We start from the raw sequence: 22,969 nt of genomic DNA, 5'->3' as shown, positions 1-22,969 counted from the left end.
GCCCCTATGCGCTTACGCCTTGACCCTACCCGTGATATCGATGCCGCCTTGTTGCGGTACCGCAGCCTGTTCTGGGTAATCGCCCTGTTCAGCGGCGTGATCAATCTGCTGACCGTGGTGCCGGCTATCTACATGATGCAGGTGTTCGACCGGGTGATGGCCAGCCGCAACGAGATGACCCTGCTGCTGCTGACCCTGCTCGCGCTGGGCCTGTTCCTGCTCAGCTCGCTGGTGGAATGGATACGCGGCCAGGTGATGATCAAGATGAGCGTCGGCATCGATCTCGATCTCGGCGAGCGCCTGTTCGGCGTGGCCTTCCAGAAGAGTCTGAAGGAGCACAACGCCAACCCGGCGCAGGTGCTCAGCGATCTCAATGCCCTGCGCCAGTTCCTCACCGGCTCGGCGCTGATCTCCCTGCTCGACCTGCCGTGGATGCCGATCTTCCTCATCGTCACCGGCCTGCTGCACCCCTGGCTTGGCCTGTTCACCCTGCTGGGCGCGCTGATCCTGTTCTGCCTGGCGATCTGGAACGAGCACGCCACCCGCAAGGGCCTGGACGAAGCCAACCAGATCTCCGTGCACTCGGCCAAGTACGTCAACAGCACCATGCAGAACGCCGAAGTGATCCAGGCCATGGGCATGCTCAGTAACCTGCAGAAGCGCTGGGCCGGCCTGCAGCAGCGCCTGATCGGCGCGCAGACCGCGGCCAGCGATCAGGCCGCGCGCATTTCCACCATCACCCGCCTGGTGCGCACCGCCTGGCAGTCCCTGGCGATGGGCGTCGCCATGCTGCTGATCCTCGAAGGGCAAATCACCGGCGGGGTGATGATGGCCGCCGGCTTCCTGATCAGCAAAGCCATGCTGCCGGCCGAACAGGCCATCAGCTCCTGGAAGCAGCTGGACAACGCCAAGGCCAGCTATCGCCGCCTGTGCCAGCTGCTCGAAGAATTCCCGCGCAAGGCCGAGCGCATGAGCCTGCCGGACCCGACCGGCGCCATCCGCATCGAACGCCTGGTGGTGACTCCGCCGGGCAGCAAGCGCCCGGCGGCCAACGGCATCGACCTGGCGCTGAACAAGGGCGAAGTGCTGGCGGTGATCGGCCCCAGCGCTTCGGGCAAGTCGTCCCTGGCCCGCGCCATGGTCGGTGTGTGGCCATCCAGCTATGGCTCCGTGCGCCTGGACGGCGCCGAGATAAGCCAATGGGACCCCGAGGCCCTGGGCCCGCATATCGGCTACCTGCCGCAGGATATCGAGCTGTTCGACGGCACCGTGGCGGAGAACATCTCGCGCTTCGGCGAGACCGACTCGGCCAAGGTCATCGAGGCCGCCACCCTGGCCGGTATCCACCAGATGGTGCTGCGCTTCCCGCAGGGCTACGACACCCCGCTGGGCCCGGGCGGCCTCGGCCTGTCCGGCGGTCAGAAGCAGCGCATCGCCCTGGCCCGCGCGCTGTACGGCAAGCCGGCGCTGGTGGTACTGGACGAGCCCAACTCCAACCTCGACGACGCCGGCGAAGCTGCTCTGGTCGCCGCCATCGACGCCCTGCGCAAGCATGGCTCCACCGTGGTGCTGGTGACCCACAGGCCAAGCGTGCTGGCCGTGGTCGACAAACTGCTGGTGCTGCAGGAAGGCACGCAGAAGATGTTCGGCCCGCGCGACCAGGTCCTCAAGGCGCTGCTGCCGGCCAATGCCCAGCCCAACGCCACTTCCAGCACCCAGACGAGCTGATCCATGTCCGCAGCCCCACCCAAGCCACCACTACCGGCCGATATCCGCGACGCCGCCAGGACCGCCAAACTCGGCATGTGGATCATCGCCGTCGGCCTCGGCGGCTTCCTCATCTGGGCCGCCCTGGCGCCCCTGGCCCAGGGCGTCGCCGGCAATGGTACGGTGGTGGTGGCTGGCGAGCGCAAGACCGTACAGGCCCTGGCCGGCGGTGCAGTGGAGGATATCCTGGTGCGCGAGGGCGACCGGGTACAGGCCGGCCAGCTACTGGTTCAGCTCAACACGGTGCAGGCCCAGTCACAGCTGGAAGTCGCCCTCGGCCAGTGGTTCTCCGCCCGCGCCAGCGAAGCGCGCCTGAGCGCCGAGCGCCATGGTCTGGAAAGCATCGTCTGGCCTGATGACCTACGGGCACGTGCCGACGACCCTCGGGCCAAGCGCAACATGGAACTCCAGGGCACGCTGTTCGAGACCCGCCGCGCCGAGCTGACCAGCCGCCAGCAGATCCTCGGCAACCAGGCCGCCTCGCTGCAGGAACAGTTGCGCGCCTACGAACAGATCAAGAACCACCTGGACACCCAGCTCGACTATCAGCGCCAGGAGCTGGCCGGCCTGCGCCAGCTGGCAGCGGAAGGCTACGTGCCGCGCAACCGCCTGTTCGAGGCCGAGCGCAACTCGGCGCAGCTCAGCGCCCAGCTGACTTCCGGCGTCGCCGATATCGGCAAGACCCGGCAGAGCATCGCCGAGAGCAAACTGCAGGCCCTGCAACTGCAGCAGAGTTTTCGCATCGAGGCCGAGTCGCAACTGGCTAGCGTCGCCGCCGAGGCCTCCAGCCTGGGCGAACGGATCAAGGCCCTGGAATTCGAGGTGAACAACGCTGCCATCCGCGCACCGGTGGCCGGCCAGGTGATCGGCCTGTCGGTGCACACCGAAGGCGGCGTGATTCCCGCCGCGCAGCCGTTGATGGACATAGTCCCGCTCGGCTCGGCATGGATCGTCAAGGCCAAGTTCGAACCCGTGGTGGCCGACCGCCTGAAGATCGGATTACCGGTCAACCTGCGCTTCTCGTCGCTGACCAGTGCAACTCTGCCGGTGGTCGAAGGCAAGGTACTGACCGTGTCCGGCGACCAGTTGCTGGACGAGCAAACCGGCCTGCCCTACTTTGCCGTCGAGGTCGAGGTCGGCCCCGAGGCCGTGGCCAAACTGCTGGCCCACGGCCTGGAGGTGAAGCCCGGGATGCAGACCGAAGTGCTGGTACAGACCGGTGAGCGCACCTTTCTCAACTACCTGCTCAGCCCGCTGGAAAAACGCATCCGCGGCGCCCTGAAGGAAGAATGAGCATGCGTCTGGCCCTCGCCCTGTGCGCCCTGCTGAGCCTGCCGGCCCTGGCCCAGGAGGCGCCTCCGCTGTCGCTGCTGGATGCCTACGACAACGCGCTGTACAACGACCCCACCTTCCAGGTCGCCACCGCCGACTTCCAGGCCAGCCAGCAGGAAGAGGCCATCGGCCTGGCGCCGCTGCTACCGCAGCTGGGCGCCAGCGGCCGCTACGGCAGCACCCGCCAGCTCAGCGGCCGCGACCTCGACGGCAGCAACGAGGACCCGCGCTTTACCAGCACCGGCCTCAGCCTGAGCGCCCGGCAGATCCTCTACGACCGAGCCCGGGCTGCCTACTACACCCAGGCCAAGGCCCGCGGCAGGCTGGGCGAGTCGATCTACGACGACGCCTTCCAGGAGCTGTTCCCGCGGGTGGTCGAGGCCTACTTCGAGGTGGCCCGGCAGGAGAACGAGCTGAGCCTGAGCCAGCAACAGAAGATAGCCATCGAGGGTCTGGTCAAGCAGACCCGGCGCCTGTTCGAGGTGGGCGACGGCACCATCACCGATACCGAGGAGGCCCAAGCCCGCCTGGACCTGGTCAAGGCCCAGGAGATCGAGGCCAGCGCCCGCCTGCAAGCGGCCCTGCACGCCCTCGGCGGGCGCACCGGCACGCCGGTCGAGCGCATCGCCGCGATGCGCGAGGAGCTGCCGGCCGCGGCACCGCTGCGGGAGGAAGAAGATCTGATCTTCTGGCAGCAGCAGGCACGCACCGCCGCGCCGCGCCTGGACGCGCGGCGCGACTCGGTGGCGGTGGCCGAGGCCGAGCTGCGCGCGCAACGGGCCGGGCACTACCCCAGCCTGTCGCTGGTCGGCGAGCTGAATCATTCCGATCGCGACGACCTGGCCGACGACTTCCGCCGCCAGTCCAGCTCCTACCTGGGCCTGTCGCTGGATGTGCCGCTGTACGCCGGCGGCGGAGTGAATGCCTCGTCGCGCAAGTCGCAGTTCGCCCTGTCCAGCGCCCAGGCCCAGCTGGACGACGAGACCCGTCAGCTGTCCGAGGACATCGAGCGCAACTACCTTGGCGTGGTCAGCGGCTATGCCAAGTGCAAGGCCCTACAGACCGCCGTGCACTCCAACCAGCGCGCTCTCGAATCCGCCGAGAAGGGCTACCAGGCCGGTGTGCGTTCGACGGTGGATATCCTCAATGCCCAGCAGACCCTGTTCATGGCGCGCCGCGACCTGCTCAACAGCAAGCTGCTGATGCTGCAGAGCCTGGTGACCCTGCACGCGCGCAGCGGGCTGATGCACCGCGGCGTGCTGCAGCAGGTGGAGGCGCTGTTCTAGTTCTAGCCAGGCTCCGGCCTAAACGCCCGGCACGTAGCTGCGCTCGCCGCTCTTCACCAGCAGATTGAGCTGGCCGGTGTGGCGGCTAAGCCAGTCACCGTTGCTGCTCGGCAGGCGGCGCAGCTGGCGCAGCAGGTAGTAGCTGCCCAGGCGCTCGGCGCAGAACGCCCACACACGAGCCTGCACGTCAGGCCGCTGGGTCGGGTGCAGCTCCACGCAGCGCCGCACCACCGCCTCGACGGCAGAGATGTGCGGCAGCCAGAAGTCCGCCGGCAGCACGCCCAGCTCGATGCCGCCGGGGAAGAAGATCTTCTCGTCGAAGAAGGGAATCACTTCCTGGCGATCCAGCACACCGAGCTCCACCGCCACCGCGGTGAAACGCAGCAGGTCCTCGACGTGGTGCACGTCCTTGTACTGATACAGATAGCCGTGGTTGACCCCGTTGAGGGTGAACTGGCCCGGCTTGCCGATCAGGTAGTCGGAAGCCTGCGGCAGCATCTGCTCGCTGAGCACCTGGCGGTCGATCTGCTCAGTCGAGAGCACATCCATCACCTGGTAGTTGTCGGCCTGCACGCCGATGCGCTCGCGGGTCATGAACTTGCGGTACTGGCAGATGCCCACATGCGTCACACCGGGGCGCTGCAGCAGCAGGTTCTTCAGGGCGAAGGCGCCGGCGATCGAGCCCAGTACCGGGTGATGGGGCTCCCACTCAGGCGCCAGGTCGCGCAGGTTTAGACGCCCCGGCCCCTGGGCCTCGCCCATGTAGATGGGGGTGACGTAGTCCGGATAGTCCACTTCCAGCGGCACATGAGTCAGGCAGGCATAGAGCACCGAGGACGGATTTCCGCTCACGACCGAGCCCCCTTGGCACCCAGCAACGCCTCTTCGAAGCTGCGCACGAAGCGCGGCATGTCGAACAGCAGCGAGGTCTCGCGCCCCTGCTGCAGACGCTGGCGCAGGCCGCGCAGCTGCTCCGGATCACGGGCCAGTTCGATAGCACGGCGCTCGTAGTCGGCCAGGTTGTCGGTGATCAGCTCCGGCAGTTCGAGGGCAGTGAGCAGGCTGCCGGCCATGCGCGAGGCGAAGGTGCGCCCTGAGCGGGTCAGCACCGGCAGGCCCATCCACAGCGCGTCGTTGGCCGTGGTGCCGCCATTGAACGGGTAGGCATCGAGGAACAGGTCGGCGGTGGTGTAGCGCGCCAGATACAACTCCGGCGCCACCCGCGGGGCAAACACCAGGCGCTCGGCGGCCACGCCATGGCGCTCGGCGCAGGCGATCAGGTTGGCCTGCGACCACTGGTTGTCGGCCAGCAGCCAGAACAGGCTGTCCGGCACGGCGGCGAGGATGCGCATCCAGCAGGAGAACACTTCCTCGTTGAACTTGTAGTTGTTGTTGAAGCAGCAGAATACGAAGCGATCATCCGGCAGACCGCACTCGGCGCGGCTCGGCAGAGGTGCCACCGGGCGCTGGCGGTCGCTGCACTGGAACACCGGCAGGTACAGCGGCTTCTCGCTGTAGAAGGGCTTCTCGTCTTCCGGGATCAGGTAGCGGTCGGCGATCACATAGTCGACGCAGGGCAGCCCGGTCGGCCCCGGGAAGCCCAGGTAGGTGAGCTGCAGCGGCGCCGGGCGGTAGGCCAGGATGTTGGCCCGGGCGCCCGAGGTGAGCCCCTGCAGATCGACCAGGATATCGATCTCGTGCTGGCGGATCAGCTGGGCGGCACTGGCGTCGTCCAAACCACCGATGGGAATGAAATGATCCATGGCCGCCTTCACCCGCGCGCGCAGCGCCGAGCCGTCCTCGCGGCTCCAGCAGAAGCCGTAGACCTCGAAACGCTCACGGTCGAGCAGCTCGAACAGCTCCACCGTCAGCAACGAGACGGCGTGCAGACAGAAGTCCGAGGACAGGAAGGCGATGCGCGTGCGGCCGTGGGTATAGCCACCGGCCGGCGCCAGTTCCGGCACCCGCTGATCGATGCGCTCGGCGACGAAGTGCATGGCGGTGGCCAACTGCAGGCCCGGGTCATCGCTGGCCGAGAGCATGGCCAGTGGCGAGGTGGCCTTGAGCAGGTCGCCTCGTGATAACCCCTTGGGCGGCACGAACACCGGCCATTCGCACTGCTTCTGGCGCAGATGCACCCAGTGCTGGATTACCTTGGGCTGGTCCGGGTCCACTTGCAGGCTGGCCCGCAGCTTCTCCTCCGCCGAATGCAGCTGGCGGATCTCCTCCATCAGCCGGCCCATGGCGTTGAGCACCATGACGTACAGCTCGTGATTGAGCTCCGGTCCCACCAACGGGTGGTCGAGCATCGACTGCCAGATGGTCAGAGCATTCTCCGGGCGCCCCTGGCGCTCGATCACCGCGCCCAGGTTGAACCAGGCCTGGGTGAAGTCCGGCTTGCGCTGGATCGCCCCGCGATAGGCCTGCTCGGCAGCCGGCAGCTGTTCCAGTTGTGACAGTGTCACCCCCAGATTGAACTGCACGATGTAGTCGGCACTGGAGGTGCAGTGGCCCAGCCAGGTCTGGTACAGGCGCACCACGTCGGCCGGACGGCGAGCCTGACCGAGGCGTTCGGCCACGGCGATCAGCTGCATCGGTTCCAGCGCGGCTTTTTCGGCGAACTGCAGCGCGGTCAGTAGGGCGACGTCGAGATTGGAGCTTTCGAGAGGGTTGGCGGACATGCAGACGCCTTATCGGAATGGGTGGCACAGCAACCCCACGGTGGCGCCTATGGCGTCACCGTGAGGCATGCTCCAGCAGCTACTCAGGAGTAGAAGCTGGTGTGCACGTTGCTGGCAACCAGCAGCTGGATATCGCCGTCGTTGTACACGTCATAGCTGGTGCCGTCGACCTGTACGCTGCCCGCAGCCTGCCACTGCTCGGCGGAACCGGCGATCTGCACGCTGTCGTTGGCATCACCGCTGACAACCAGCTGCACCGGCTGCGAGGCACCCAGACCGGTGGTGTCCACCAGGCCGACCTGGCCGAAGTGGCTGATGCTTTCCGCATCCAGCTTCAGCGTGCTGGCGTGGCCGGCATCGGCGCCCAAGTCGATACGGCTCAGGCTGTGCACGCTGATCGACTGGTAGTCGAGCTGGGTCAGGTCGATGTCCTGGCCGGCCTCACCACTGCGGAACCAGGCGTCGACGATGCTGTGCACCTCGCCGTCGACGGTCTGGTAGCTGCCGTGCAAGCCGATCCAGTTGCCGTTGTTCAGCTCGCTGGTCTGCTGCGCCTCCAGGTTGATGCTGGCAATACCCAGGCTCGACAGGCTGTACAGCTCGCCACCCTGGCTCACGCCATCCTTGTTGGCATCCATCCACACCCGCAGCGAGGCGAAGGCCTCGTCGCCAGCATCGATGCGGCCATCATGGTTGCTGTCCAGCTCGGCCAGAGCGGCGAAGCCGTCCGGCGCTCTGCTGCCATCACCCAGAACGGTGGCAGTACCGAACAGCTCGCGGCCGTCATTGATAGTGCCATCGTTATTGCGATCCAGCGCCAGCAGGCCATCACCCTCACCGACCCAACCGGTCTGGTCGAGATCGCTGTCGCCGTCGATATCGAAGTGGGTGTTGGCCGCCCAGTGCAGGGTCTGCACACCGTCGCCGTTCAGATCGAGGATCAGCGGCGAAGTGGTCAGCACTGCCAGCTGGTCGGTGCTCATGGCCGCCAGCTGCGACGCCGTGAAGGCGTCCGCTTGGGTCATGCTCAGCCCCGTCAGCTGGTCGGTGGTCAGCGCGGCGATATCCGCCACGTCGATGGCCGCCAGTTGCGCGGTGTTGAACTGGGCGAAGTCACCGGCCTCGATGGCACCGATCTGTGCCGAGGTCAGCGCTACCACATCGGAGGTTTCCAGGGCGCCGATCTGGTCGCTAGTCATCGCGGCGATCTGATCGGTGGTCAGCGCCTTGATCTGCGACGTGGTCAGGGCCTGGATCTGCGCAGTGGTCAGCGCCGGGATCTGATCGGTGGTCAGGGCCGACAGGTCGGAGTTCTGCATCGCCTGGATCTGTGCGGTTGTCAGCGCCGCCAGGTCCGCAGTCTCCAGCGCGGCCACCTGGGCGGTGGTCAGGCCGTAAACCTGCGAGGCAGTCATCGCCTGGATCTGCGCCGTGGTCAGGGCCTCGATCTGGGCGGTGGTCAGCGCTGCCAGATCGGAGATCTGCATGGCCTGGATCTGCGCGGTGGTCAGCGCCGCCACCTGGACCAAGGTCAGCGCCTCGGCCTGGGCAGTAGTCAGCGAGACGATCTGCGAGGTGGTCAGCGCCTGCACCTGGCCGACAGTCAGGGCCTGGATCTGGGCGGTGCTCAGTGCCGCCAGATCGGAGCCCTGGATGGCCTGGACCTGGGCGGTGCTCAACGAGGCCAGATCACCGACCTCCATGGCCGCGAACTGGTCACTGGTCAGGGCGACGATCTGCGCCGTGGTCAGCGCCTGCGCCTGGGCCACGGTCAGGGCGACGATCTGGTCGGTGGTCAGCACCGCCACGTCAGCACCCTGCATGGCCGCCACCTGCTCAGTGGTCAGCGCCTGCAGCTGATCGGTGGTCAGCGCCTGCACCTGGGCAGTGGTCAGCTTGACCACCTGGTCGGTGGTCAGCGCGCCGACCTGGGTGACGGTCAGCTCCACCAACTGAGCGGTGCTCAGCAGCGCCAGGTCGGTGGCGTCGATGGCACGGATCTGGTCGGTGCTCAGGGCAGCCAGGTCAGCGGTTTCCAATGCCTCGACCTGAGCGCTGGTCAGGCCCTTGATCTGCGCCGTGGTCAGCGCCTGGAACTGGTCGCTGGTCAGGTTGCGGATCTGCGCCGTGGTCAGCGCCGCGATATCGCGGGTCTCCATGGCCTGCAGCTGGTCGGTGGTCAGCGCCTGGATCTGGTCGCTGGTCAGCGCCGCCGCCTGGGCGGTGGTGAGACCGATGATCGCCAGGGTGGACAGCGAGGCCAGGTCGCCGACCTGCATCTGTACCAGCTGGGTGGTACTCAGCGCCGCCAGCTGGGCGGAACCGAGTGCACCGGCCTGGGCACTGGTCAGCGCCACAATCTGCGCGGTGGTCAGCGCGGCCACGTCGGCGGTTTCCAGAGCGGCGATCTGCGCGGTGGTCAACTCAGCGAAGTCGGCCACTTCCAGCGCGGCCACCTGAGCGGTGGTCAGCGCCTGCACCTGGGCGGTGGTCAGCGCGGCGACCTGATCGCTGCCGAGGGCGACGATCTGCGCAGTGGTCAGCGCCGCCAGGTCAGTGGTCTTGATGGAGACCAGCTGATCGGTGGTCAGCGCGGCGACCTGGGCAGTGGTCAGCGCAGCTGCCTGCTCGGCGTTCAGGCCTTGCAGGGTAGCCGTAGTGATGGCCACCAGATCGGCCGTCTCGATGCGGGTCAGCTGAGCCGTGGTCAGGGCCGCCAGCTGGGCAGAGGTCAGAGCCTCGGCCTGCTCGGTGGTTAGAGCCACGATCTGCGCACTGGTCAGCACCGCCACGTCGCGGGTCTGCAGAGCCTGGATCTGCGCCGTGCTGAGCAGGGCGAAGTCGGCGGCGTCCAGAGCCGGAACCTGATCGGTGGTCAGCGCGACGATCTGCGCAGTGGTCAGAGCTTGCACCTGGTCACTGGTCAGCGCCGCGATTTGTGCGGTATTGAGCACGGCCAGATCGCGAGTCTCCATGGCACGGATCTGCGCGGTGGTCAGGGCCGCCAGATCGGCGGTTTCCAAGGCCTGGAACTGGGTGGTGGTCAGCGCCTGGACCTGGGCAGTGGTCAGCGCCGCCACCTGCTCGGTGGTCAGGGCGACGATCTGCGCGGTGGTCAGGCCGCTGATATCGGCCGTCTCGATCGCACGAATCTGCACAGTGTTGAGCAGAGCCAGATCGGCAGTCTCCAGCTGCGACAGCTGGGTCTTGGTCATGGCCTGGATCTGCTCGGCGGTCAGCACCTTCACCTGATCGCTGGTCAGGGCCACCAGTTGGGCACTGGTCAGGGCTGCGACGTCCTGCGCCTCCATGCCAGCCACCTGGGCCGTGGTCAGGGCCTGGATGTCGGCGGTCTCCAGTGCAGCCACCTGGGCCGGGCTCAGGGCCTGAATCTGGTCGTTGCTCAGCGCCCGCACCTGGGCAGTGGTCAGGGCGACGATCTGCGCAGTGCTCAGCGCCGCCATCTGATTCAGCTGCAGGCCGGCCAACTGGGCACTGCTGAGCAGGGCCAGGTCGGCGGTTTCCAGGGCGCGCACCTGGGCGGTGGTCAGCGCACCGATCTGATCCTGGGTGAGTGCCTGTACCTGGGCCGAAGTCAGCTGCGGGATCACGGTGGTGGACAGTGCGGCCAGGTCCTGCGGCTCCAGCGCGGCGATCTGTGCGGTGGTCAGGTTGATCAGCTGGGTCGCGGTCAGCGCGGCCACCTGAGCACTGGACAGTAGCTGGATCTGGTCGACGGTCAGCGCGGCGATATCCGCGGTCTCCATCAGCACGATCTGGTCGGTGGTCAGGGCTGCCAGCTGTTCGAACACCAGCGCCTTCACCTGGGCGGTGGTCAGCGCCACCAGCTGAGCGGCACTCAGGGACTGGATGCTAGCGGTGCTCAGCGCGGCGATCTGCGCAGCCGACAGACTGGCGAACTGGGTGGTGCTCAGCGCGCCGGTCTGCAGCGTGGTCAGAGCCCCTACCTGCTCTTCGGTCAGGGCCGCGATATCCGCGGTGGCCAGAGCCTCGATCTGGGTGGTGGTGAGCTTGCTGATCTGCGCCGCCGAGAAGCCGTTGGCGAACTGCGTCGGCGTCAGCGCGACAATCTGCGCGGTCGTCAGCGCCTGCACCTGAGCACTGCTCAGCGCGTCGAGCTGATTCACCGTCAGGGCAGCCACGTCCTCGGTGCTCAGCGCCTTGATCTGCGCGGTGCTCAGGGCTACGACCTGTGCATCGGTCAGGGCGGCAACCTGCACGCTGGTTAGCGCCGTGATCTGCTCGTTGGTCAGAGCCTGCAGGTCCTCGGTCTCGATGGTCGCGATCTGATCGGCGCTCAGCGCGGCAAGATCGGCGGTTTCCATGGAGCGGATCTGCGCCGTGGTCAGCGCGGCGATCTGCACCTCGGTCAGCGCGGCGATCTGCGCCGTGGTCAGACCCTGAATCTGCGCTGCACTGAGGGCGGCGATCTGCTCGGTACTGAGCCCGGCGATGCGGCCGGCACTCAGAGCGGCCAGGTCGGCCACCTCGAGTGCGCGAATCTGCGCGGTGCTCAGGGCGTCGATCTGGCTATCGGTCAGCGCCGCGGCCTGCGCCGTGGTCAGCGCCACCAGTTGAGTATTGCTCAGCGCCGCGACGTCCTGGCTTTCCAGCGCAGCGATCTGCGCGGTGGTCATGTTGGCAATCTGCGCGGTGGTCAACGCCTGCATCTGCGCGGTGGTCAGCGCCTGTACCTGGGCACTGGTCATCGCCGCGATGTCCTGCGTCTCCATGATGCGAATCTGCCGGGTGGTCAGGGCCTCGATCTGAGCGGTGGTCAACGCCGGCACGTTGTCGGTGGTGAGCGAGTTGATGAACTCGATCTCGGCCGCAGTGAGTGCCTCCGGATCGAGCGCAGCCAGCTGCTCGTCATTGAGCGCGGCGAGCTGCGCGCTGGAAAGCGCAGCAGCCTGCTCCGTGGTGAGCTCGGCCAGTTGCTCCGGCGTCATGGCGGCAAGATCTGCCGTCTCCAGGGCGACGATCTGGCTGCTGGTCAGCGCAGCGACCTGGGCCAGGGTCAGGTTGGCCGCCTGGGCGGTAGTCAGGCCGACGATTGCGGCAGTGGACAGCGCCGCAAAATCCGCAACTTGCAAGGCGGCGACCTGGTCTGCACTGAGCGCAGCGATCTGCGCGCCAGTCAGCGCGGCAGCCTGGGCAGTGGTCAGGGCGGCCAGTTGCACATCGCTAAGCGCGGCAAAGTCGACGGTCTGCAGAGCCGCTACCTGGGCGGTGGTCAGAGCCGCAATCTGCGATACAGACAGCAACTCGATCTGAGCCGTGGTCAGGGCAACCACCTGAGCGGTACTCAGCGCGGCAACCTGCGCCGTGCTCAGAGCAGCCACTTGTGCAGCGCTCAGAACCGCGATGTCGGCGGTCTCCAGGGCACGTACCTGGGCGGTGGTCAGAGCGGCCAGATCGGCCACCTCAAGGGCGGCTACCTGGGCGGTGGTCAGAGCGACTATCTGGTCGGTGGTCAGAACAGCACTCTGGGTCGGGGTCAGGGCCACTACCTGCTCGGTGCTCAGCGCAGCGATATCGGCAGTTTCCAAGGCACGTACCTGGGCGGTGGTCAATGCCGCCACCTGCTCGCCAGTCAGTGCCCGCACCTGATCAGTACCCAGAGCAACGATCTGGGCCGTACTCATCGCTTGCAGATCACCGCTTTGCAGGGCAGCTACCTGAGCGGTGGTCAGCGCCGCTACCTGGGCGGTGGTCAATGCTGCCGTCTGCGCCGAGGTGAGCGCGGCAACCTGCTGTTGGCTCAGGGCCACCAGATCGGCGGTCTCCAGGGCGCGGATCTGCGTGGTGCTCATGGCGGCCAGATCGGCCGTCTGTAGCGCAGCCACCTGGGCCGAACTGAGACCGACCACCTGGGCGGTACTCAGGGCGGCGACCTGATCGCTAGTCAGCGCCACCACCTGAGCGGTGCTTAGAGCCTGAATGCTGGCCGTCGACAGTGCGGCAACGTGGGCGGTACCCAGCGCAGCAATCTGCTCGACGCTCAGAGCACGAACCTGGGCGGTGCTCAGTGCCTGCAGCTGGGCGTTGGTCAGCGAGGCCAGGTCGGCGGTCTCGATGGCCGCCACCTGGGCGGTGGTCAGCGCCACCATTTGGGCGGTGCTCAGCTTGGCCAGTTGAGCGCCACTCAGCGCGGCGATCTGCTCGACCGTGAGGGCTGCCAGATCGGCGGTTTCCAGCGCCGCTAGCTGCGCACTGGTCAGAACCGCCACGTCCGCGATTTCGAGAGCCGAGACCTGGGAGCTGGTCAGGGCGACTATCTGTGCAGTGGTCAGGGCTTGGACCTGCGCCGTGGTCAGTGCAGCCAGCTGGTCGCTGGTCAGGACCGCCACATCGGCAGTTTCCAGAGAGCGAACCTGGGAGGTGCTCAGGGCAGCGACCTGAGCCTGGGTCAGGGCACGCACCTGGGCGGTGGTCAGCGCTACCAGCTGCGCGGCGCTCAGAGCCTGCACGTCCGCCACGTCCAGAGCAGCAACCTGGATGGTGGTCAGCGCAGCCAGCTGAGCGGTAGTCAGTGCCGCAACCTGGGCGCTGGTCAATGCGACGATCTGGTCGGCGCTGAGCGCCACGAGATCGGCCGTTTCAAGGGCGGCGACCTGCGCAGTGGTGAGCGCAGCGACCTGGGCATCACTGAGGGCGCCGATCTGAGCCACGGTCAGGCTGGGAATAACCAGCGCACTGATAGCGGCCAGGTCGGCGGTTTCCAGGGCGGCGATCTGGTCGATGGTCAGAGCAGCCAGCTGAGCGGAGGTCAGCGCCGCAGCCTGGGCGGTGCTCAACGCAACGATCTGTGCTGCGGTCAGGGCAGCCACATCGGCTGGTTGCATGGCTTGAATCTGCGCAGTGGTCAGCGCAGCGACCTGGTCGGTGGTCAGAGACTCGACCTGGGAAGTGGTGAGCGCCACCAGTTGGGCCGAAGTCAGGGCCTGGATCTGCGATGCGCTCAACTTGTTCAGTTGGTTACCGCTGAGCGCGGCCAGATCGGCAGTCTCGATCGCCTTGATCTGCGCAGCGGTAAGCGCCTGCAGCTGGCTGCTGGTCAGCGCGACCAGTTGCGCCGAGCTCAGAGCCACTATCTGGGCGGTTCCCAGAGTAGCCAGATCGGCGGTTTCCAGCGCGCTCATCTGGGCCGGCGACAGGGCGGCCACCTGAGCAGTGGTCAATGCCGCCACCTGGGCAGTGGTCAACGCAACCAACTGATCATTGGTCAGGGCAAACAGGTCCGCGGCATCGATCGCGCGGATCTGTGCGGTACTCAGTACATGCAGGTCCGCCGTACTCAGGGCAGCCAGCTGATCGCTGGTCAGTGCGGCGATCTGCGAGGTCGTCAGAGCTGCCGCCTGGGCGGTGGTCAGCACGGCGATCTGCGCGACCTGCAATGCTGCGATGTCGGCGGTTTCCAGTTTGGCAATCTGGCTGGCGCTGAGCGCCACCACATCGGCGGTTTCCAATGCCGCAATCTGGGCGGTGGTCAGCGCCTGCAGCTGAGCGCTGGTCAGCGCAGCCACCTGGGCAGTCGTCAGCGCCTCGATCTGATCGGTACGCAACGCGGCTAGGTCGGCGGTTTCCAGGGCCACCAATTGGGCGGTGGTCAGCGCCTGGATATCGGCAAGCTCAAACGCCTGGATCTGCGCCGAGGTCAGCGCCACCAGCTGCGCAGTGCTCAGGGCCTGGATCTGGGCCGTGGTCAGCGCAGCGATCTGCTCGGCAGTCAGCACTGCCACGTCGGCGGTTTCGATGGCACGGACCTGGGCCGTGGTCAGCGCAGCGATCTGCGCCGCACCCAGAGCCTGGATCTGCGCAGAGGTGAGCGCGACTATCTGCTCGGTGCTCAGTGCACGCAGGTCGGCGCTCTCCAGCGCGGCGATCTGGCCGGCGGTGAGTTTGCTGATCTGTGCGGTGGTCAGCGCGGCGACCTGGGCAGTGCTCAGGGCGGCGATCTGGGCATCGGTCAGGGCAGCCAGATCGGCGGTCTCCAGCGCACGGATCTGCGCGGTGCTGAGCGCAGCCAGATCGGCAACTTCCAGCGCGGCCACCTGAGCGGTGGTCAGAGCCTGGATTTGGGCCGTGGTCAGGGCGGAGACCTGCAGACCGGTGAAGGCGGCCACCTGATCGGGAGTCAGCGCGGCAACATCGGCGGTCTCCAGGGCCCGCAGCTGCAGGGTGGTCAGCGCCGGAATCTGCTCCAGCGTCAACGCCTGCATCTGCAGCGTGGTCAGCGCAACGATCTGGGCCGTGGTCAGATTGACCAGATCGGCGGTCTGCAGGGCCGCGATCTGGGCAGTCGGCAGGCTGGCGATCTGGGCGGTGGTCAGCGCAGTCGGCTGCGAGCCACTCAGGGCGAGCACCTGTTCCTGGCTCAGGGCGGCCAGATCCGCGGTCTCCAGCGCCGCGATCTGGGCGCTGGTCAGCTGGGTGATCTGGGTGGTGGTCAGGGCCTGGATCTGCGCGGTGGTCAGCGCAACGATTTGGGCCGTGGTCAGCGCCCGCAGGTCACTGCTTTCCAGAGCGGCGATCTGGGTCTGGGTCAGGCTAGCGACCTGAACACTGCTCAGCGCAACCACTTGCTCATTAGTCAGCGCCTGGATCTGGGCAGTAGTCAGAGCGGTCAGGTCGACGGTTTCCAGTGCGCGAATCTGCGCAGTCGTCAGTGCCTGAACCTGGCTGCCGGTCAATGCGGCCACTTGCTGGCTGGTCAGCGCAGCGATCTGTACGGTAGTCAGTGTCACCAGTTGAGCGGTGCTGAGTGCAGCGATCTGCTCGGTAGTGAGTGCGGCCAGATCCTCAGTCTGCAGGGCCTGCAGCTGGATGCTGCCCAAGCCCGCCAGATCCGCCACCTCGATAGCGGCCACCTGGGCGGTGGTCAGCGCCACCACCTGAGCCGTGCCAAGCGCAGAGATCTGATCCTGGGTCAGTGCAGCCACCTGATCGGTGGTCAGCGCAGCCAGGTCCTCGGTGGCGAACGCACGAACCTGCGCAGTGGTCAGCGCCTGCAGCTGGTCGGCATTCAATGCCCGTACCTGCGCAGTGGTCAGGGCCACTATCTGGGCGGTGCCGAGCGCCTCGACCTGGGTGGTCGACAGGGCGGCAATACGGTCAGTAGCGAGAACGGCAAGATCGGCGGTCTCCAAGGCGCGGACTTGAGCGGTGCTCAAGACGGCAATCTGGTCGACCGTCAGCGCCGCGGCCTGGGCGGTGGTGAGGGCCACCAGCTGGGCAGCACTCAGACCGGCGATGTCGCCGTCCTCCAGCGCGACTACCTGCGCCGTAGTCAAGGCCGCAATCTGGGCAGTCTTCATGGCGGCGATCTGGGCCGTTGTCAGAGCCTGCAACTGGTCGGTGCTAAGAGCGACCAAGTCCTGAGTCTCGATGGCGGCGACCTGCACGCCACTCAGCGCGTCGAGCTGCTCAGCCGACAGCGCACGCACCTGGGCGCTGGTCAGCGCGGCAATCTGCGCGGTGGTCAGCGCAGCGACCTGCGCGGTGTCGAGGCCGGCGATCTGAGCCGTACGCAGCGCAGCCACATCCTCGGTTTCCATCGCACGAATCTGCGAGGTGCTCAGCGCCGCAAGCTGGCCGAGCGTCAGCGCAGAAACCTGTGCGGTGGTCAGCGCGACGATCCGGGTATTGCTCAGGGCAGCCACGTCCGTCGCATCGAGTGCCACGATCTGAGCAGTGCTCAAGGCAGCCACCTGGACCGCGCTCAAGGCGGCAACCTGATCAGCAGAAAGGGCCGCGACCTGGGCAGTACTCAGGCCGGCCAACCCGGCTGTGCTCAACGATCCCATCTGGGCAACGGTCAACGCCCCTACCTGCTCGATGCTCAGGGCAGCCAGCTGTGCCGAAGACAGCGCGGAGACGCTGATGGTGGTGAGCCTGGACAGGTCTGCAGTTTCCATCGCTGCCAGCTGCACGGTGCTCAGGGAAGCCACCTGCGCCGAAGTGAGGCCTCTCACCTGCCCCTGGGTCAGCGCCACGATCTGCTCGGTGCTCAGGGCAGCCAGATCGGACGCATCAAGAGCGGCAATCTGATCAGAGGTAAGTGCCGCGATCTGCGCGGTGTTCAATGCCGCCATCTGCACCGAGCTGAAGCCGGCGAGGGTCGACGGTGCAACGGCGGCCAGATCGGCCGGATCGAATGCCGCAATCTGTGCAGTGCTGAGGGCCGCCATCTGAGCACTGGTCAACGCCGGTACCTGATTCTCGGTCAGCGCGGCAATCTGTGCGGTGGTCAGAGCCTGAGTCTGGGCGACGGTCAGACCGGCAATGGCTGCGCTGGTCAGCGCCGCCAGGTCCTGCACTTCCAGTGCGCGAATCTGGTCGGTGGTCAGCGCCGCCAGTTGGGCAGAACGCAGGGCGACGACCTGATCTTCAGTCAGCGCGGCAATCTGCGCCGTGCTCATGGCGCGAATATCGGCAGTCTCCAGGGCACCCAGCTGGTCGGATACCAGGGTGGCCACCTGCTCGGTGGTGAGTGCGGCAACCTGCGCGGTATTCAATGCAACGATCTGTGCAGTGCCGAGCAGAGCGAGATCCTCAGCATCCAGCGCAACCACCTGAGCAGTACTCAGGCTGGCCACCTGGGCAGAGCTGAGCGAGGCCACCTGGGCTCCGGTCAGAGCCTGCACCTGCTCGTTAGTCAGGGCTTGAACCTGGGCACTGGTCAGGTTGCGAATGACTGCAGTGGACAGCTGTTGCAGATCAGACGTCTCGATGGCCGCGATCTGCGCGCTGTTGAGCGCGGCGAGCTGACCGGAGCTCAGAGCCGCCATCTGCTCGTTGGTCAGCGCCACAATCTGCGCGGTACCCAGCGCAGCAATATCCTGGCTATCCAGCGCAGCGATCTGGGCACTGGTTAGTGCCGGCAGCTGGTCGCTGGTCAGTGCAGCAACCTGATCGCTGGTCAGCGCCTTGATGCTGGCCGTGGAGAGAAGGATAAGGTCATCGACTTCCAGCGCCGCGATCTGGGCACTGGTCAGTGCTGCAATCTGGGCGGTGGTCAGTGCCACTACCTGCGCGGTGGTCAGTGCCTGGATCTGCTCGGCACTCAGGGCCCGCAGGTCAACGCTCTCCAGGGCTCTGATCTGCGCGGTGGTCAGCACCTCGACCTGCTCGGTACCTAGGGCAGCAACCTGTGCCGTGCCCAAGGCAACAACCTGCGCCGTACTCAGGGCCCGTAGTTGGGCACTGCTCAATGCCAGCAGTTGCTCCTGGCTCAGAACAGAAATGTCCACGGTATCCAGGGCTGAGACCTGAGCGGTACCCAGCGCGGCAACCTGGTCGCTGGTAAGGGCTGCCACCTGGACGGAGCTCAGGGCCTTGATCGCGTCGGTGGTCAGTTGCTGCAGATCCGCCGTTTCAATGGCAGCAACCTGCTCGGCATTGAGCAAGCCAATCTGTTGCGAACTGAGCGCCTTGAGCTGAGCACTGGTCAGCGCGGCGATCTGCTCCGAGGTCAGTCCCTGGATCTGCGAACTGAGCAGAGCCGCGATACTGGCAGTGGCCAGCACTGCCAGGTCAGCCGTCTCCAGAGCCGCCAGTTGGGCAACCGTCAGTGCACGAATCTGCGTGCTGGACAGGGCTGCGGCCTGCTCCGTGGTAAGCGCAGCCAGCTGCTCCTCGCCGAGGGCGCGCAACTGCGCGGTCGACAGCACCCTGAGGGCTGCCAGCCCCAGACCAGCAATATCTTCTGCCTCCAGCGCAGCCATTTGAGCGGTAGTCAGACTGACGATCTGCGCGCTGGTCAGCGCCGCGACCTGGGCACTGCTCAAGGCAGCAATCTGGTCTTCGCTGAGGGCGGCAAGATCGGCCGACTCGAGGGCGGCCACCTGGGCGGTGCCGAGCGCCGCCACCTGGGTGGTGGTCAGCTCTGCGACCTGACTGGAGGTCAGTGCCTTGATCTGCAAGGCGGAAAGCTTGGTCAGATCCACGGTCTGCAGCGAAGCGATCTGCTCCGGCGTCATGCTGGCGATCTGCGTCGTGGTCAGCGCCATCACCTGCGCAGTGGTCAGCGCGGCAATCTGGGCGCTATCGAGCACGACAAGATCGCTAGTCTGCAGGGCGGCAATCTGGGCAGTGGTCAGAGCAGCGACCTGGGCAGCGCTCAGCGCCGCGACTTGGGTGTTGGTCAGGCTGACGATGGCCGCCGTGCTGAGAGCCGCCAGATCCTGAGTCTCAATCGCTGCGACCTGGCTGGTAAGCAGCTTGGATATCTGGTCGGTGGTCAGGGCTGCCACCTGGCTGGAACTGAGGCTGGCGATCTGCGCAGAGTTGAGCTGACGCAGATCGGCGGTTTCGATGGCACGTACTTGCGCGGTAGTCAGCGCAGCCAGTTGAGCGGTCTTCAGCGTAGCGAAATGGGCACTGGTCAGCGCGGCGACGTCGGCGGTCTGCAGGGCGCGAATCTGCGCCGTATCCAACGCGGCCACCTGTGCGGTGGTCATGGCCTTGAAGTCTTCGCTTTCCAGGGCGGTGATCTGTGCCGTACTGAGCGCTGCAACCTGGGCACTGGTAAGGGCGGCGACCTGCTTGCTGGTCAGGGCAGTGACCTGTGCAGAGCTCAGGGCTGCGATCTGCGAGGTGCTGAAGGCGGCGACCTGGGCAGTGGTGAGCGCCACCACATCGGCGGTCTCCAGGGCGACGATCTGGGCAGAGCCCAGCGCAGCGAACTGGGCGGAACTCAGTGCCTGCATCTGGGCGGTGCTCAGTGCCTTCACCTGAGCAGCAGTCAGAGCCTGCATCTGGGTGGTGGTAAGCGCCGCGACCTGGGCCGGGCTGAGCGCGGCGACCTGAGTGGCAGATAGCTTACTGATTGCCGTGGCATTAAGGGCAGCGAGGTCCGCAGCCTCGAGTGCACGGATCTGGACGGTGGTCAGAGCCACCACCTGCGAGCTGTCCAGCGCAGCCGCCTGAGAGGTAGTCAGCGCCACAACCTGGGCGGTGGTCAACGCCGGCACGTCCGCGACCTCGATTGCACGAATCTGCGCAGTGGTCAGCGCCGCCAGCTGGGCATTGGTCAGCTTGGATACCTGGGCGGTGCTCAGTGCCTTGACCGCCTCGTTGGAAAGAGCACGGATATCGACGGTCTCGATAGCGCGAATCTGGGCGGTGGACATTGCGGCGACCTGGGTAGTCGACAATGCCGCAACGTGCGCGGTGTTCCAGGCAGCGATCTGGGCGGTGGTCAGCGCCTGAATGTTGGCAGTGGTCAGCGCGCCGATCTGGCGGGCAACCAGCTGCGACGCGCTCAAGGGCGAAGTCAGGGCACTGATCTGCGCAGTGGTCATGGCGACCAGCTGAGGAATGGTCAGCGACGCGACCTGGGGCGCCGTCAGCGCGCCCATCTGCGCCGCGGTCATGACCTTGATATCACCTGTTTCGATGGCCTTGATTTGCGCCACGGTCAGGTTATCCACCTGCGAAACCGCGATGCTGGCGATCTGCGAGCTGCTCATGCCGGCGATGACCGAGGTGGACAATGCCGCCAGGTCGGCCGTTTCCAGCACGCCGATCTGGGAGGTCTTCAGGCCCGCGATCTGGGTCGAGGTCAATGCCGCGGCCTGAGCGGTGGTCAGCGCAGTCAGCTGGCTGTTCGTCAGGCCTGCCATCTGGGAACTGGTCAGGCCCTTGAGGGCCGCCGTCGACAGCGCTGCGAAATCGGCCGCCTCCAAAGCGCTCAGCTTGCTGGTCGGCAGAGCCGCGATCTGGGCGGAGGTCAGCGCTGCTGCCTGGGCGGGGCTAAGCGCCACGAGCTGCGCAGGGGTCATTGCAGCGACATCCGCCGGCTCCAAGGCAGCGACCTGGGCAGTGGTCAGAGCAGCCAGCTGTGCGGTGGTCAGCGCGGCTACCTGTGAGGTGCCAAGCGCCTTCAGGGCAGCGATGGAAACACTGGGAATATCGGCCGGGGCAATCGCCTGGATCTGCGTCGTGCTCAATGCCGCGATCTGCACCGCAGTGATTGCACCTACCTGCGCAGCGCTAAGCAGGTCGATATCGGCGGCGCTCAGCGCCTTGAAGTCCCCTGCCTCCATGCTGGCGATCTGAGCGGTGGTCAATGCCTGCAACTGTGCATTGGTCAGGGCAACGACCTGAGCACTGGTCAGGCCAACGATGGCAGCCGCCGAAAGTTTGGCGATATCGGCCACTTCCAGAGCGGCGATCTGCGCGGTGGTCATGGCACCGACCTGCGGACCTGTCAGTGCCGCAGCCTGAGCGGTGGTCAGCGCGGCCAACTGGGCGTTGGTCAGTGCGCGGATCTGGGTGGTTGTCAGCCCGGCGATGGTGGCCGAGGCGAGTGCAGGCAGATCGGCAGCATCGATGGCCTGAATCTGCGCGGTGGACAACACGGCAATCTGTCCGGCGGTAAGCGCACCGATCTGCGCCGATGTCAGCGCTGCGATGCTGGCAGAGCTGAGGGCCGCCACATCAACGGCGTCCATGGCACGAATCTGCGCCGATGTCAGCGCAGCCACCTGTGCGTTGGTCAGAGCCTGGACTTGAGCGGTACTCAGGCCCTTGATGGCGGTGGTGTTGATAGCCGCGAAGTCGGCGACTTCGATGGCCGCCACACTAGCAGTAGCCAGCGACGCCAGTTGAGTTGCATTCATCGCCTGAGCTTGCGCAGTGGTCATGGCCACCAGCTGGGCAGCGCTCAGCTTGGAGAACTGGGCACTGCTCAGGGCGGCGAAAGCAGCCGTGCTCAGGGAGGCAATATCGGCAACCTCCAGGGCCTGGATCTGGGCAGTGGACAGCGCCAGCACCTGGGCGGAAGTCAAGGCAGCGACCTGGCTGCCGCTCAGCGCAGCGACATGCGCATTGGTCAGGGCTCGGACATCAGCAGTTTCGAGACGCTGTATCTGCGCGGTATTCAGTGCCTGCACCTGGCCCACGCTCAGCGCAGCAATTTGTGCAGTGGTGAAACCAATGATGGCAGCAGTCGACAGGGCAGAGACGTCAGCAACCTCCATCGCCTGGATCTGCGAAACACTGAGACTGCCCAGCTGAGCCGCGGACAGCTTGCCGATCTGTAGCGTGGTCAGCGCCTGGATTTGCGCCGTGCTCAAGGCAGCCATATGGGCGGTATTCAGCGCCGCCACGGCAGCCGTGCCCAGAGAGGAGATATCGGTGCCTAGGGCAGCCACCTTGGCAGGGCTCAGCGCCACTACCTGGGTAGCGCTCAGCGACGCGACCTGCCCGGCGCTCAAGGCGGACAGCTGGGCGGTACCGAGTGCGGAGAAATCGGCTGCCTCCATTTTCTGCAGTTGTGCGGTGGTCAGCGCGGCTGCCTGGGTGGCGGTCAGTGCGGCGGCCTGGGCAGTCGTCAGTCCTACTATCTGCGCGGTGGTCAACACGGCAGTCTGGCCGGCATCCAGGGCAGAAACCTGGACGGTGGTGAGCGCAGCGAAATCGGCTACTTGCATGGCCTGCAGCTGGGCACTGTCGAGCGCCTGGATGCTCTCAGTGGAGAGCACCTGAATCTGGGCGGTGGTGAAGGCGACCATCTGCGCCGTGCTCATGCCCGCGATATCTTCGGTGGTCAGCGCGGCGATGGTTGCGGTCGGCAGTGCGGCAACCTGGGCGGTAGTGAGGCCAGTGAAGATGCTGCTCATTTGTTTTTGTACCTGCACAGAGTGGAGAGCCGCCTCAGCCCTGCCACCCAGGCATGCCGTCGCGGAAATAGAGAAACCCGTTTGTATAGTGGCGGCAGAATCCCCTAAACCTTGAGACCAGGGGAAAGAACCTTTCGGAATTGAATTGCTTCAGATGCCGAATTTTTGACAACGTTTTTCCGCCGCCACGCCTAGCATGCTGGCAGAAAGCCATTTTGACTATAGCCGTTTAGCCGAAGAAGCGCTCAACAGAAGA

The 22,969-nt window shown here is 66.0% G+C and carries 6 protein-coding genes; 3 read left to right on the top strand and 3 right to left on the bottom strand.

All coding sequences use genetic code 11. The features are described from left to right. Positions 1 to 6 precede the first annotated feature (6 nt). The 3 genes from IB232_RS18070 to IB232_RS18060 are packed head-to-tail and all read left to right on the top strand — an operon-like array spanning position 7 to position 4,385. Complete coding sequence (locus IB232_RS18070) at positions 7 to 1,728, top strand: type I secretion system permease/ATPase (protein ID WP_192399972.1); 1,722 nt, start codon at positions 7 to 9, stop codon at positions 1,726 to 1,728. Between the two features lie 3 nt (positions 1,729 to 1,731). Next, positions 1,732 to 3,060, top strand: a complete 1,329-nt coding sequence (locus IB232_RS18065) for an HlyD family type I secretion periplasmic adaptor subunit (protein WP_192399971.1) — start codon at positions 1,732 to 1,734, stop codon at positions 3,058 to 3,060. Between the two features lie 2 nt (positions 3,061 to 3,062). Further along, complete coding sequence (locus IB232_RS18060; RefSeq protein WP_225592382.1) at positions 3,063 to 4,385, top strand: TolC family outer membrane protein; 1,323 nt, start codon at positions 3,063 to 3,065, stop codon at positions 4,383 to 4,385. Positions 4,386 to 4,403: 18 nt separating this feature from the next. Here the strand turns inward: IB232_RS18060 and IB232_RS18055 are convergent, their stop codons facing one another. From IB232_RS18055 to IB232_RS18045, 3 genes are all read right to left on the bottom strand, one after another. Further along, on the bottom strand, positions 4,404 to 5,237 hold the full coding sequence (locus IB232_RS18055) for a hypothetical protein (protein ID WP_192399969.1): 834 nt from the start codon (positions 5,235 to 5,237) through the stop codon (positions 4,404 to 4,406). Continuing rightward, on the bottom strand, positions 5,234 to 7,066 hold the full coding sequence (locus tag IB232_RS18050) for an acetylglucosamine transferase (protein WP_192399968.1): 1,833 nt from the start codon (positions 7,064 to 7,066) through the stop codon (positions 5,234 to 5,236). The genes IB232_RS18055 and IB232_RS18050 overlap by 4 nt, the downstream gene beginning before the upstream one ends. Before the next feature lie 83 nt (positions 7,067 to 7,149). Beyond that, positions 7,150 to 22,713, bottom strand: a complete 15,564-nt coding sequence (locus IB232_RS18045) for a hypothetical protein (protein WP_192399967.1) — start codon at positions 22,711 to 22,713, stop codon at positions 7,150 to 7,152. Positions 22,714 to 22,969 lie beyond the last annotated feature (256 nt).

This window comes from Pseudomonas sp. PDM15 (assembly GCF_014851565.1).
GTDB lineage: Bacteria > Pseudomonadota > Gammaproteobacteria > Pseudomonadales > Pseudomonadaceae > Aquipseudomonas.
The sequence above is the reverse complement of the archived record's forward strand: the minus strand, read 5'-3'. Positions and strand labels throughout refer to the sequence as shown.